Raw genomic sequence first — 12,966 nt, forward strand, 5'->3', positions numbered from 1 at the left:
TGAGCAATATGTTTTTAAGCAGGAAGTATGAGGGAAGAATAAAAGCAAGGGAGATGGCAAACGCCATCTCCTTTTTGTAGTTATAGAGTATGCGAACTGTGTAGCCACATTTGGGCAATATGTAGATTGAGGTTCGTATACAGATTATTATTTTTAATCTTTACATACCTACCGAAGGTATGTAAAATGAAAGATACCTACCGAAGGTAGGTTTTGAATGATGAGAGGAAGAGTCGATCATGAATAAATCTCGCAACGAAATCATCTTTACGTTAATCATCAATATTTTACTGCCTTATCTGGCTTACCGTTTGTTAATTCCGCACACAAGCAGTCTGATCGCTCTGTCCATCGCTGCCCTCGTACCGCTATGCGACTCGCTCTACAGCCTTATACGGACGCGCAAGGCGGATGCGTTCTCCGGTTTCATCTTTCTCGGCCTGATTCTTGGCGTCGTGGCCGTTCTCTTGGGCGGCGATGAACGCTTCATTTTGCTGCGTGAGTCTTATGTAGCTGGTATTATGGGAATGGTGTTTCTAGGCTCGCTGTTTTTGGCCGACCATTGATTTATTATTTTGCCGAGAGATTTACAGGCCATGATCCTCAGATGAACGATAAATGGGAGGGACTTCCGCGCTATCGGTTTAACTTTCGCCTGATAACGGCGGTGTGGGGATTTAGCCTGCTGTTGGAAGCCTTCATCAAAGTAGTGCTGGTGTATTCGATGTCGATATCGACCTTTCTGGTCGTATCGCCGTTCTTCACCTATGGGCTTATTGGATTGACGATTTGGTGGAATATGAGCTTCATTAGACGAATAAAAAGACAGACAAACGGGAGGTAAAAGATTATGCAAGATAAAGCGATGAACGACAGTCTAAAAAAGCTGCTTGAGATTGCCGAAAAGATGATTATGGAGAAAGGCTGTCGGGCGACGACACTACAGGATATTGCGGATCGCAGCGGACTGACTAAAGGAGCCATTTACCATTATGTCAAAAGCAAAGATGAATTGTTCGGTATGATTCTGGAGGCGGGAATGGAGAAAACCAATCAGCGCTTTTTTGAATCTGTCGCCCGGACTCCCGCAGGACCAGAAGGAATCAAATCCCCGCTTAACACCTTAACTGAACGCCTTCGTAACATTGGTAGTGGGGACAGCGCTGCCAGCCTGATTTTTATTTATCTACTCAGCCAACAGGATAAGCCCGCCGTGGCTGGCATTCTGAAACGTTATCATGAAGCATCTATCCTCACTGCCAAAACGTGGATCGAAGTCGGACAGCAGAATGGAGCTATCCCTGTTTCAATCGATGCGGACAGGACAGCTCGGATGTTCACCGTGTTCAAGAACGGACTGCAAGTTCAGCATAACATAGTGACCGATGGCGATAAAATCAACGAACTGGAAATTTATGAGTTCTTGATGAATGCGCTGGGCGCAGGAAGAGGCTAGGCAGCCCCTCCATTCGTCTGAAATTCTCTTAAAATAATTCATTCGTTCAGCTATCCCTGGATTTTACCTTTAAGTTTATATTCTACTGAGGAGAAATCTAGGGATAACAGCGATCGGAAGAACAATCTGCATGCGTAGCGGGCTCACCACCATAACTCCTCCATTATCTATCTATTAGGATCAACAATTTCCTTGTCCTCGCTAAATACTTCAATCATCGTTAATGCCCCCGCCCGGTACCCGTGAATGAATGCTGCTGGTAATTTGCTTTTCAACATCTCCATGAGATCACTAATTTTTTGATTCACTTTTTGCGATTCAGGGTCGGTTGAATTTATTTGTTCACTAGGACGCCATTTCCCATAATACATATCCTCTAAAATCATTTTTTATCAAACCTCCTATGAAAAGTTAAGTGTTTGTCCTCACGTGAATCGAGATTTCCCATTATGCACTGCTAATCACCCAAGCACATTTTACTGCATGTGATAGATGCATATTGATATTTATGCGTTATTTGCATAAATTTTTTTTAGTATATAAGCTGAGTTAAAAATGTACATGAGGCGCCACTAGGCTGTCGGGTGGTGCTTCCCATCGCTGTAATATTGGAATTATTCTATAAAATTCAAAGAAAGCTAAACATAATAGAGTTAAAGCTTTAATTTGCTAGGTTTATATGCAAACGCTAGTATTCTATAATTTCACTCAGAAAGGGGATTAAAGTAAAAAAAAATTACGGAATATGGAACGTATAGGTGATATACTGCAAAGAGAATCAACCAACAAGCAAGTGTATGGGACAAACACAAAATTTTAGGAGGTAGAGTATGTTTAATTTTAGTAAGAAAATGATGACGGTAGTTCTTGCAGCTTCCATGAGTTTTGGGTTGTTTGCAACAACCTCAAGTGCAGCGACAGACTATTGGCAAAATTGGACCGATGGCGGTGGGACAGTCAATGCTGTTAATGGATCAGGCGGTAATTACAGCGTAACATGGAAGGATACCGGGAATTTTGTCGTCGGCAAAGGCTGGACTACTGGATCGCCAAACAGAACGATCAACTACAATGCCGGTGTCTGGGCGCCGTCCGGTAATGGATATTTGGCTCTCTACGGATGGACGAGAAACTCACTCATCGAATATTACGTCGTTGATAGCTGGGGTACTTATCGACCTACCGGAACGTATAAAGGTACGGTGACCAGTGATGGGGGCACATATGACATCTACACAACAATGCGATACGACGCACCTTCCATTGAAGGCGAAAAAACGACGTTTATTCAGTACTGGAGTGTTCGACAGTCGAAGAGACCGACCGGGGGCAACTCCACAATCACTTTCAGCAACCACGTGAAAGCATGGGCGAGCAAAGGAATGAATCTGGGAAGTAACTGGTCTTACCAGATGTTGGCGACAGAGGGGCTTCAGAGTAGCGGGAGCTCTAACGTAACGGTGTGGTAACCACTCAACTGCAAGCTGTTCAACGAACAGGCGCGGTTGGGACTGTCTCACGGGATAAGCGGGTTTTGAGAGCTGTCTGTATAGATAGGGTTTAAATGAATCGATCATGGAGGACTCACCGAGCCCTAAGTATTGTAGACAGGCCGATGACCGTTCCCCTCCAGTCTATCCGTCAGTGCGGATGCGTTGAAGGCCGTTTCCTGCCAGGCGAACGGCCTTCGACGCTGCTGGAGGCGAGTTGCAGGCCATCACGGCCTACTATTTTTCCTATCAGCTTAAAGGATATCTATCCATGAGAAAGCTATTAATATTTATTTTAATAGCGACAATAAGAATGATAACGATAATATAAAATGGACAGCAACGATCAACGAGGGAGCTAACAGTTACCGATTGCCTACAGAAGTAAAGTGGGAATATGCAGCAGGCGGAGGTCAGGCGAGCAAGGGCTACACATACAGCGGAAGCAATAATGACGACGAGGTCGCATGGTATTGGAAAAATGCCGGAGACAAGTACTTATCTGGAGACTGGAACTGGCCTATCATCGAGAGCAACAATAATAAAACAAAATCAATAGGTACCCAGAAACCCAACGAGTTAGGAATATACGATATGTCCGGCAACGTCAGCAACAACGAGATATCATTCCGAGGCAAGTTCGATGCGAATGGCTTTGGTCCCGATCAAGGGTTTCGTATAGCTCGCAGAGAATAGTCGAATAAGGCACTACAAATGAAGGTTAAACTAACGGGCAGTTTAGGTTAATACAGTTCTACCCCACCGAGAAGACAGGGTCGGGGAGTGTCCTTATCCTGCCTTCTTGCATGTTATATGTTTTCTACTGTACTAAATTATCCAAATCCGGCTGCAATTTGGTCCGCAGAACATACAGCATGGTGGCACCAACAAGGAACGCAACGGCATCCGAAATGACAAGCGACCAGACCACCCCGTGGAATCCGTTCATTCGATTAGCAATATACAACACAGGAATCAGAGTAACTCCTTGAATAACTGACATAATAAACGCGGCGGTTCCTTGCGCTGTTGCTTGAAAGATACCGGTAAACAGCGAGGTCATTCCTGTAATGAACAAGGATAAGAACGTCACATGTAGAATGTAGCTACCCATTTCAATTAATTGCGGGTCACTCGTAAATAAACCAATTAAGTGGTCGGAAATCAGATAGACGATAACACCGAACACGATTGCTAACGTCACAATAGCTTTGATTGTAAATCCAATGGTATGCTTCATGCGTAATTTATTCGCTGTAAAAGAGAAGGCAATCAACGGCACAACTCCCTCGCATAAGCCCATCAGAATAAACTCAGGAAATTGCAATAGGCGCGATGAAATTCCGTAAGCCGCTACGGCCTGATCCCCATAATCGACAAGAAAATGGTTAAAGATGAGCGACATTGCACCCAAGAAGATACTCATAACAAAGACGGGAACTCCGATTTTGAATACATTGCTCAGAATATCCGTGGTAGCCTTAAACCATTTTACGGAGACAGTTAAGAATTGGCTCTTATATCCCATATGGAAGGCGTAGAATGCACTCGCAACCAAATTAGAGATGACCGTAGCAGACGCAACGCCGATCACGCTCCAATGGAAGACGAAGATGACTAGCGCATCGAGAATAATATTCACGACAACACTGAGAATCATACCGATCATCGACGTGATTGCTGCACCCTCGGAGCGCACAATATTCTCCAGCGTGAAGAATAATACGACGAATGGTGAACCAATAAGCATAATCGTGACATAGTCCTTCGTGAATCCGAAGGAGCTAGTTGTTGCCCCGAGGCCATGAACGATTGGATCGATCAACGGGAGACCGACCGCCATCACGATAAGACCGAGAACTAAACTGCTGTAAAAGGCGAATGAAGACACATGCTTCACATCGTCATATTTTTTTTCTCCCAGCAAACGGGAGATGAATGTGCCACTACCCATGCCTATCAAGTTGCCTAGTGCCATAATGATCGCGAATAACGGCAAGGTTAGTGCGAGTGCGGTTAACATGGCAGTATTGCCCAGTGTACCAAGGAAATAGGCATTTAAGATGGAATAGATGACATTCATTGACGTACCTAGCATCATCGGTACAGCGAAGTGAGCTACGGCTTTTGCGACCGGTGCTTTTTCAAAGTAATGGAGGTTTTCTGCATCCATGCGAGTCACTACTTTCTTTATTTATTTTGTCCTTCAGTCTAACAGTGTTAGGTTGTACCTTACAGTGTTAGATGATATCATGAACCTATGAACCTGTAAAGCATAAACTTACACTGTTAGATAAAAGGGCGGATACCGATGAAAAAAAAGCAGCCTCAAATTTCGGAGGATAAGATTTTGGAAGCCTCGTGGGAGCTTCTTGGAGAGGAGGGTATCGAGAAATTCAGTATGAGACGATTGGCCGACCGGCTAGGGATTCAGGCTCCCTCTTTGTACTGGTACTTCAAGAGCAAGCAGAATCTCTATCAGCGCTTGGCCAACCAGGTATCGAAAATGATTCTGGAGGAGTTTCATTCCGAGGGGGACTGGAAGGAGCAGCTGACGGGGCTTGCGGTAACGATGCGGAGTGTGCTCTACCGGTCCCCCTGCTCCACGCAACTCATGATGATGACGCTGCCCCACGAACCGGACATCATCCGGTTCACCAACCGTATGCTACTCTGCGTGGAGTCGACGCCGCTTGAGCAAGAGCAGAAAATACAAGTGGTTACTACGCTTGTGAACTATGTCTCCTACTTCGTCCTAGACGATTATCAGCATGAGCGTAATGTCTCCGCTATCCTCAAGGACCAGGGAGCGCTTCCGGGTGAGGAGATGATTCACCTTCTGAATTCCATGAGCGAGACAGAAGTGGGACTATTCCGGAGGATGTTCACGAACGGGCTGTTCGAGCTGATGGGGACCGACGGAGCGTTTGAGTTCGGATTGAAGCTGATTCTGTTGGGGGTTGAGCAGGTGATAAAGGAGCAGGAAAGTAGTATGTAAAAACCGCCCATCCGGTTATTGGATGGGCGGTTTCAATTAGGTTACGTTTACCCTAAATTGTTAGTGAATTTATAATCTTCTGTCTGTCTTTTGTCCTTTGTAAACGTGATTTACTTGTATTAATCATCAAGACAGGAAATATGTATCTTCAACTCAATTACTAAGCATAAAATCAAAAGAAGCATTTATAAAGTTGATGTTATTGTCATATAAAATAATGATAGATTAACTAGGGCGTGTCTTCAAACTCAAGCAAGCCAGATCATAATGGAAGCCAACGTCAAAAAGGCCTTGAAGGTACACGCCAATTTATCATAGCGAGTCGCCAGGCGACGATAATGTTTTACTTTGTTAAAAAAGCATTCCACCAAATGCCGCTCTTTGTAGAGATCCCGATCATATTCCGGTCGAACATGGCGATTCTTCTTGCTCGGGATGACCGGAATCGCCTGCTGTTTATCTAATAGAGCCCGGATGGCATTCGTGTCGTAAGCTCGGTCCGCTAAAACCTGTTTCTTTGTGAGCTTTAGGGTCCGAAGTAAGTCGTATCCTTTCACCGAGTCATGAGCTTGCCCACCCGTTAGCTCAAAACGAAGAGGGTTTCCCAAGGCATCGACTACGCCATGGATCTTGGTGCTGAGTCCGCCTCGAGAACGCCCGATTGCTTGCTTGGCTGCCCCCCTTTTGCTCCCGAGCCATGTTGGTGGACCCGTATAATGGTGGAATCGATCATGACGCTTTCATCGTCCTGCTCTTGCGAAACGTGCTTAAGAACCTGATCCCATATCCCAGCTTTTTGCCAGCGCCGGAAACGAGTATACACCGATTTCCAATGAGGATACCGGTCTGGCAAATCTCGCCATGGGGCGCCCGAACGTGCGACCCAAAGCATCGCATTTAGCATATGTCGATTGTCTATTGCCGGCCGTCCTCCTTGGGGTTTTCGTTCAGGTGGGAACAAGTCTTTTATCCGCTGCCATTCATCATCTTTGATTTCGTATCGTGTATTCATCTACTTTAATTAACCATCTGAAACGATATGAACCAATTTCTGGTTTGAAGACACACCCTAGTATTGGAGTACATTACAGAAAAGAGAACTTTATCACCGATTTTTTTAGCACGTAATAGCGAAGAATTCGCTTTTGATATCCGCCGCTATTCAACTAAAGGGCAGTTATTCAAAGTGACTTCATATCAATGTAAGTTTTACCCGCTCAAGGATTTCGGTGTTTTAAGTCTTGTAAGAACTTCTGATTTACGTAAAGTAGCTCTCCAAGCCGCAAATCACGCGGCATTCAATGAGATATTGTTTTTTTTCGATGTGGATATCTTTTTTTAATATAGACTGTATGTTCAGTCATGATTAAAATGCTAATCAAGAAAATATTACCTCACTGGGGAGGGGAACAAGGTGGAACTTTTTTACGAAATCGAAGGGAATGGAGTCCCTATAGTCATGATTCACTCGGGAGGTGTCGACTCAAGGGTATGGAGATATATGGTGCCTGAATTGGCAAAATCATTCAAGGTCATTACCTTCGATGGTCGAGGAACCGGCCGCTCGCCTGCTATGCAAGAGCCGACTTCACTTGTGGAGGATTTGCGCAAACTTCTCGAACATCTCGGACTGGATCTTGTCACACTTGTTGGCCATTCCATCGGTGGGCAAGTCGCGACTGATTTTGCGTTATCATATCCTTCTATGGTTGAGCGGCTAGTGGTGATTGCCCCTTCATTAACGGGGTTTGCATATTCGCAAGAATTTACCAATTATATAGCATCGGTGAATGCGGCCGCTCCCGATATTTCAAAACTTGTAGAGTTGTCTTTAGCCGGACCGATCTATCGGGCTACGATGGCTAGCCCCCACCGGAGATTTCTGAGTGAAATGCATACTCACTACATGACAAGGGTATTTACCGAGTGGAGGAGCTTTGATGTCCTTTGGCCAGAGCCGCCTTCGATTGAACGTTTAGAGAACATTGCAGCGAGTACGTTATTTATACAAGGAACAATAGAATGGCCGGATATGTATAATATCGCCGAGCACTTCAAGCGTGTACCTGAGATTAGGTTTGCCGAAATCAAAGGAGCTGATCATATGCTTGTCCTTACTCATGCGGAAGAACTAGCAACTAGTATCCGACAGTTTTGTCACAGGAACCATACGTGATTAGATTGGGTATCTCTTGAATCAAAGTATTATAATGGGGTGATAAGAAGTTTTCACTTCTGAAACTGGATTCTTTGATCGAATCATTTTAAAGAAGGAAAACGCAACACCAGATGAATTGGAACGCAACCCTCGTCTCAAGGGGATCTCAAGGAAGAAGTTTTGAACCTCAAAGAGCAACCCGGAAGTAACATCTTGGTGCTTGGAAGCGGCGAGTTAGTTAGGAAGCTGATGAAGCATGATCTCGTCGACGAGTTTCGGATCATGATCTTTCCGTTTATATGGGTGAGTGGAAAGCGTTTGTTTACAGATAACATCAAGACGATGTCTCTTAAGCATGTCTATACCAAGACCTTACATTCGGGAGCAGTTGAATTGACGTACCGTCCATCAAAAGAAGATAACGTTTTTCACCAAGGCTCAGACTGATAAAAACAAAGTCTGAGCCTGCCGCTGTTTTATATTGGAGCCAGTCTTATAATTATAATCCGGAGCCTGACGGTAAACTATACCCAGCTACCCTGCATCCCACAGACGGTTCTTGCGAGCTGTTATTCTGAAAATAAAGCATCCGTTGCAACCGGCTGAAGGATAGGCAGTGGCTTAAGGGAGATGGTCTGGTCGAGATGAACAAACGCATCATAACGATCCGCCATGCTGGAAGGCACGTAATTGCCAAATCGCTCATGAGCAGGCTCATATACCACACCGATGGCACGGTGGCCAATGACCGTATGCAGCATGGAAGATGCATCGGTGAGCATTACCATGCCATTCCGGCCGCCTCCCGCCTGGTGCATGCAATACTCCCAGCTTCCTGGTTGTCCGGGCGGCACGGTCATTTTCTCAACCGGAGCTCCCCAAGCTCTTCCGGCCAGTACCTCGCCCTGATAGGTTCCGAAGCCAACGGCAAATACACGATGTTCTGGATCCTCCCGCAGCAGCTGACCCACATTGACCATGCCATCAGCCATCATATCCGTTGCCCGCGCATCACCGATATGCGTATTATGCTCCCAGACAATGGCTTTTGCCGAGGCGCCGTAATAGGACATGATTCGCTTCAGTGATTGAACCATATGTCTGTCCCGTATATTCCAGGACTGCGGGCCGCCCTGGACCATCGTACGATAATAGGCCTCCGAGCTGGAAGTGACGAGCATGTTCACCTCCGTATTTAGTTCTTCCTCACTTCCCGGATACGCCATGCGCCGGCTCTGAATCTGCTTCAGTAGCTCAATCACTTCTTTCTCACAGCTCTCCGAGAGCAATCCTGCCGCAATGCCATAAGTCTGATGGTCCCTGCTATATGGATCAAAACAGGCGTATGTCCTGCGGGCCTGTTCCAGCTGGGGAGACTTGGTCTTCTCCAAATAACCGATGATTGCCTCCATCGATTCCCATAACGAGTACATATCGATGCCATAAAATCCAACCTTGGGACAGCCACTGCCGCCCCCTTGATTCACCTCATTGTAATCCTTCAGCCACTCCGCGAAATCACGAATATCCGTATTCGCCCACATCCAGGTCGGCCAGCGAGTAAAATCACCCAGTGCATCGGTTGCCGAAGAATCGGCCCCCTTCATTCCTTTAACATACCGGTTCAATCGATAAGCAGAGGGCCAGTCTCCTTCCACGCCGATAATGTTAAATCCCTTGCTTGCAATTAGCTTCTTCGAAAGCTCGGCCCGAACTCGGTAAAAATCAGACGTCCCATGGCTTGCCTCGCCAAGCAGCACAATATCTGCATCTCCGATGGCCTTAACTATGCGGTCTAGATTCTCCATTCCGTCCAATGGGATAAATAAGGCATTCAGCTCTTTCAAATATGCATTCTGCTCTGATAGATTATCATTAGAATTCATGAATGTGTTCTCTCCTTTAGACGGTATGAGTGAATTATTTCCGATTTGTCCATTCATTAACCCAAAACATGTCTCCCTTAGTGATAAGCCCGGGTAAGTCTGGTCGGGGCAAAATTTGATTTGATCTAACGGGACACGATAGCTTAATAAACAACTAAGACACGGCTACCGGCATGGATCGGCCATGTTGTACTAACGGGCAAGATAGCGTGACGAAGTAATCTCGATAAATAAATAGAGGCACAGCTAATTCAGAAGATCGGCTGCCATTTACATTAGTCTAAAAACCATTCAAATAAAATCGGAGCGCTTCGGAAAGTGTTATGGTGTTGGGAAATTGGAAGTCATAACAAAAGGCTGAAGTAATTAAGATAATTGTAAAATGTTGAGGATAAGGAAGGTTACTAAAGTCCTCCACGGCGAAAAAAATGCCCGATTTTTAGCATAGTACCACAGCAGTTCAAGGGATATCATTAAGATGTGCGCAAAAAAGGAGGAGAAATATAATGTCCGTTGAACGTTTTCATATTCACATTGCAGATGAAGTCCTTGATGATTTGAAAAGAAGATTACACCACATCCGCTGGCCGGATCAATTGGAAAACTCAGGCTGGGATCGAGGTGTTGATTTAACTTATTTAAAATCCCTTGTTTCGTATTGGCGAGAACAGTATGATTGGCGCGAACAAGAATCTCAGTTAAACCGTTTTTCCCAGTTTCGCTGCAAGATCAATGGAGTTGATGTGCACTTTGTTCATGAGTACGGAAAGGGTCCCAATCCCATGCCCATTATTCTAACCCACGGATGGCCAGATAGTTACCTTAGATATCAGAAGATTATTCCTCTTCTTACAGATCCAGCTAGCTATGGAGGTGATCCTAAGGATTCTTTCGATGTCATTGTCCCTTCATTACCTGGTTTTGCGTTCTCTAGCTCTCCTGACCATCCTGGTGTCAACAATTATCAGGTTTCCGAGATGTGGGCTAAATTAATGACAAAAGAATTAGGATACGATAAGTTTGCTGCAGCAGGTGGGGATATAGGTTCCGGAGTTACGAGATATCTGGCATCGAACCATCCTGAACTTTTATTCGGGATTCACCTAACAGATATTGGTATCATAAGAGATCTACTTACGTCCCATGAGCAGGTAAAACTTTCAGAGGAAGAACTTCAATACAAGAAAAGAGCATTAGAATGGCTTTCTCTAGAGGGAGGGTACATGTCGATACAATCGACACGTCCACAGACTCTTGCGTATGGACTTTCTGATTCACCAGCAGGCTTAGCCGGTTGGATTATTGAAAAATTCCGAGCTTGGAGTGATTGTGGAGGTGACCTCCGTCAAAGATTTAGCGAAGATGAACTCATTACGCATATCATGGTTTATTGGCTTACTAACACAATCGGGTCGTCAACGCAGATGTATTACGAAAATTCACATTCTCTGCCGTCATTAGGCTATATAAAAGTACCAACTGGGGTTGCATTATTCCCAGCAGATATAGTATTACCACCAAAAAACTGGGCAGTACGCAATTTAAATATAACTCGCTGGACTATCATGGCTCGTGGTGGACATTTTACGGCCATGGAAGAGCCAGAGCTTTTAGCCCAAGAAATTCGTACCTTCTACAAGCCTTATAGAGTGGAATAGTGAGTGTTTATGATGGAGCAGATACCTTAGAATAATATTCAAGAGCGAATAGACTTTTTGAGTATGTGCGAACAACCAATTGATTCAGCGTTTGTTTGATGAAAAAGCTACGGATAAAATCTTTTATTCGAATGCTATTAAAAGGTATTTCAAATTTTAAAATACGCACTGATACGCTAACGGGTACATTAGTTGAAACAAAAAGGTTGCCGTGGCAGCCTTTTTTATTTTATGTTAGGTCTAGTAGGACCAACTTACTAGTTGAGGCCGATTGGATCAATAAATCTGCCTTAAATGATGTGGGTTAGTATCCATTATTAAAGGCGGATTCACGAAATTCAATATAAGGCTCCTTAACGTTGTAAAACCGTGTTTGCTGGCGATACCTCAATAATGTAAAAAAAATACAATTCATTCTCGTTCCTAAAAGCATGCTTAATAGGAACGAGAATGAATTAGTCTATTTCACGTCCCCAAATGTGTATAAATAATTATTGGAACGTTTCAGTATTAATGGTCCCTTTTTTGGAACTAAAAGGGGGATGCATCATATAGTAGATATGGCTTATGTTTGTGTCGGTCGGCCAAATACCAGGCTACTTTCGACGCTACTGTTGATCAAGAGCATGATGCCCAAAAAGTCGTCACAAGATATCTAACTGCTATTCATGAAAAGCATTTATCGGATGCAGTAGATATGGTCAAAGATTCACGGTACCTTTAATGAAGAAAAACAAATTCGTAAGTATAAGCAGTACAGTAATAGAACTGATTTTGATAACTCGGTTATTAATTGGTATAATTTACATGTAGTAATCAGCAAACTTAAATGATATATTATGTATCCGGTCGTAAGATAGGCTGTGATGTATAGTTAGATGGACTTCAAAAATTCAAAGGATTACCTACGAGGTATTATTTACCAGTAGCATGAATCGTCGAAGTATGATATATTATTATTCCCGGTGTTGATATGGCCGGAAATGATTGATCTTTGAAAACTGAACAACGAGTGAGTAAAACGATTTTGTTCGCAAAATCAAACAAGAGATATTTTTATCTCGTCAGTTTCAAAATGAGCTTATCGCTCTTTCTATAAACCAGCCTCGGTTGGTCTTTAATGGAGAGTTTGATCCTGGCTCAGGACGAACGCTGGCGGCGTGCCTAATACATGCAAGTCGAGCGGGGTTGTGTAGAAGCTTGCTTCTATATAACCTAGCGGCGGACGGGTGAGTAACACGTAGGCAACCTGCCCACAAGACAGGGATAACTACCGGAAACGGTAGCTAATACCCGATACATCCTTTTCCTGCATGGGAG

13 protein-coding genes, 1 rRNA gene and 1 pseudogene are annotated in these 12,966 nt (G+C 44.3%); 11 read left to right on the plus strand and 4 right to left on the minus strand.

Features of this window, described 5'->3' with window-relative positions:
- The first annotated feature begins 239 nt into the window (after nucleotides 1–239).
- The 3 genes from WA407_RS19705 to WA407_RS19715 are packed head-to-tail and all read left to right on the plus strand — an operon-like array spanning nucleotide 240 to nucleotide 1,456.
- Complete coding sequence (locus WA407_RS19705; protein ID WP_235307426.1) at nucleotides 240–566, plus strand: VC0807 family protein; 327 nt, start codon at nucleotides 240–242, stop codon at nucleotides 564–566.
- A 41-nt stretch (nucleotides 567–607) separates the two neighbouring features.
- A complete protein-coding gene (locus WA407_RS19710; protein ID WP_235307427.1) occupies nucleotides 608–844 on the plus strand; it encodes a hypothetical protein in 237 nt (78 codons plus the stop codon).
- 6 nt (nucleotides 845–850) lie between these two features.
- The gene (locus tag WA407_RS19715; RefSeq protein ID WP_069291221.1) at nucleotides 851–1,456 is read left to right on the plus strand and encodes a TetR/AcrR family transcriptional regulator; all 606 of its coding nucleotides are present in this window, start codon (nucleotides 851–853) and stop codon (nucleotides 1,454–1,456) included.
- 167 nt (nucleotides 1,457–1,623) lie between these two features.
- Here the strand turns inward: WA407_RS19715 and WA407_RS19720 are convergent, their stop codons facing one another.
- Nucleotides 1,624–1,842 carry a DUF6809 family protein gene (locus WA407_RS19720; RefSeq protein WP_254327123.1) on the minus strand — a complete coding sequence of 73 codons (219 nt, stop codon included), beginning with the start codon at nucleotides 1,840–1,842 and terminating at the stop codon, nucleotides 1,624–1,626.
- Nucleotides 1,843–2,286: 444 nt separating this feature from the next.
- Here WA407_RS19720 and WA407_RS19725 point away from each other — a divergent pair, with 444 nt between their 5' ends.
- Together WA407_RS19725 and WA407_RS19730 are read left to right on the plus strand one after the other, a co-directional pair.
- The gene (locus tag WA407_RS19725) at nucleotides 2,287–2,925 is read left to right on the plus strand and encodes a glycoside hydrolase family 11 protein (protein WP_039272535.1); all 639 of its coding nucleotides are present in this window, start codon (nucleotides 2,287–2,289) and stop codon (nucleotides 2,923–2,925) included.
- A gap of 324 nt (nucleotides 2,926–3,249) precedes the next feature.
- A pseudogene (locus WA407_RS19730) lies at nucleotides 3,250–3,642 on the plus strand (SUMF1/EgtB/PvdO family nonheme iron enzyme); the annotation flags it as partial.
- A 124-nt stretch (nucleotides 3,643–3,766) separates the two neighbouring features.
- On the opposite strand, the gene WA407_RS19735 reads toward WA407_RS19730, so the two are convergent.
- Complete coding sequence (locus WA407_RS19735) at nucleotides 3,767–5,119, minus strand: MATE family efflux transporter (RefSeq protein ID WP_254329683.1); 1,353 nt, start codon at nucleotides 5,117–5,119, stop codon at nucleotides 3,767–3,769.
- A gap of 138 nt (nucleotides 5,120–5,257) precedes the next feature.
- Here WA407_RS19735 and WA407_RS19740 point away from each other — a divergent pair, with 138 nt between their 5' ends.
- On the plus strand, nucleotides 5,258–5,944 hold the full coding sequence (locus WA407_RS19740; protein ID WP_336078194.1) for a TetR/AcrR family transcriptional regulator: 687 nt from the start codon (nucleotides 5,258–5,260) through the stop codon (nucleotides 5,942–5,944).
- A gap of 248 nt (nucleotides 5,945–6,192) precedes the next feature.
- Here the strand turns inward: WA407_RS19740 and WA407_RS19745 are convergent.
- A protein-coding gene (locus WA407_RS19745; protein ID WP_336078195.1) for an IS5 family transposase occupies nucleotides 6,193–6,956 on the minus strand; the annotation gives its coding sequence in 2 pieces (ribosomal slippage) (nucleotides 6,193–6,620 and nucleotides 6,620–6,956; 765 coding nt in all).
- 63 nt (nucleotides 6,957–7,019) lie between these two features.
- Here WA407_RS19745 and WA407_RS19750 point away from each other — a divergent pair.
- The 3 genes from WA407_RS19750 to WA407_RS19760 all read left to right on the plus strand — a co-directional run bounded on the left by WA407_RS19750 (nucleotide 7,020) and on the right by WA407_RS19760 (nucleotide 8,549).
- Complete coding sequence (locus WA407_RS19750) at nucleotides 7,020–7,286, plus strand: hypothetical protein (RefSeq protein ID WP_235307429.1); 267 nt, start codon at nucleotides 7,020–7,022, stop codon at nucleotides 7,284–7,286.
- 72 nt (nucleotides 7,287–7,358) lie between these two features.
- Nucleotides 7,359–8,120, plus strand: coding sequence for an alpha/beta fold hydrolase (locus tag WA407_RS19755; RefSeq protein ID WP_235307430.1), 762 nt, complete (start codon nucleotides 7,359–7,361; stop codon nucleotides 8,118–8,120).
- Nucleotides 8,121–8,237: 117 nt separating this feature from the next.
- Nucleotides 8,238–8,549 (plus strand): dihydrofolate reductase family protein, encoded by a 312-nt coding sequence (locus WA407_RS19760; protein WP_336078201.1) that lies wholly within the window; start codon nucleotides 8,238–8,240, stop codon nucleotides 8,547–8,549.
- Between the two features lie 122 nt (nucleotides 8,550–8,671).
- Here WA407_RS19760 and WA407_RS19765 read toward each other — a convergent pair whose 3' ends face one another.
- A complete protein-coding gene (locus WA407_RS19765; RefSeq protein ID WP_336078196.1) occupies nucleotides 8,672–9,988 on the minus strand; it encodes an erythromycin esterase family protein in 1,317 nt (438 codons plus the stop codon).
- Between the two features lie 506 nt (nucleotides 9,989–10,494).
- Here WA407_RS19765 and WA407_RS19770 point away from each other — a divergent pair.
- Entirely contained in the window at nucleotides 10,495–11,646 is a 1,152-nt protein-coding gene (locus WA407_RS19770; protein WP_336078197.1) for an epoxide hydrolase family protein, read from the plus strand.
- Nucleotides 11,647–12,763: 1,117 nt separating this feature from the next.
- Nucleotides 12,764–12,966 (plus strand): 16S ribosomal RNA (locus WA407_RS19775); the annotation flags it as partial.

It is taken from the genome of Paenibacillus sp. 203 (assembly GCF_037027525.1).
Classification (GTDB): Bacteria; Bacillota; Bacilli; order Paenibacillales; family Paenibacillaceae; genus Paenibacillus; species Paenibacillus polymyxa_B.

Bases quoted from the DNA above. Each gene is read 5' to 3' on its own strand.
- WA407_RS19705 (WP_235307426.1), top strand. From the start codon at position 240: ATGAATAAATCTCGCAACGAAATCATCTTTACGTTAATCATCAATATT.
- WA407_RS19710 (WP_235307427.1), top strand. From the start codon at position 608: ATGAACGATAAATGGGAGGGACTTCCGCGCTATCGGTTTAACTTTCGC.
- WA407_RS19715 (WP_069291221.1), top strand. From the start codon at position 851: ATGCAAGATAAAGCGATGAACGACAGTCTAAAAAAGCTGCTTGAGATT.
- WA407_RS19720 (WP_254327123.1), bottom strand. From the start codon at position 1,842: ATGATTTTAGAGGATATGTATTATGGGAAATGGCGTCCTAGTGAACAA.
- WA407_RS19725 (WP_039272535.1), top strand. From the start codon at position 2,287: ATGTTTAATTTTAGTAAGAAAATGATGACGGTAGTTCTTGCAGCTTCC.
- WA407_RS19735 (WP_254329683.1), bottom strand. From the start codon at position 5,119: ATGGATGCAGAAAACCTCCATTACTTTGAAAAAGCACCGGTCGCAAAA.
- WA407_RS19740 (WP_336078194.1), top strand. From the start codon at position 5,258: ATGAAAAAAAAGCAGCCTCAAATTTCGGAGGATAAGATTTTGGAAGCC.
- WA407_RS19765 (WP_336078196.1), bottom strand. From the start codon at position 9,988: ATGAATTCTAATGATAATCTATCAGAGCAGAATGCATATTTGAAAGAG.
- WA407_RS19770 (WP_336078197.1), top strand. From the start codon at position 10,495: ATGTCCGTTGAACGTTTTCATATTCACATTGCAGATGAAGTCCTTGAT.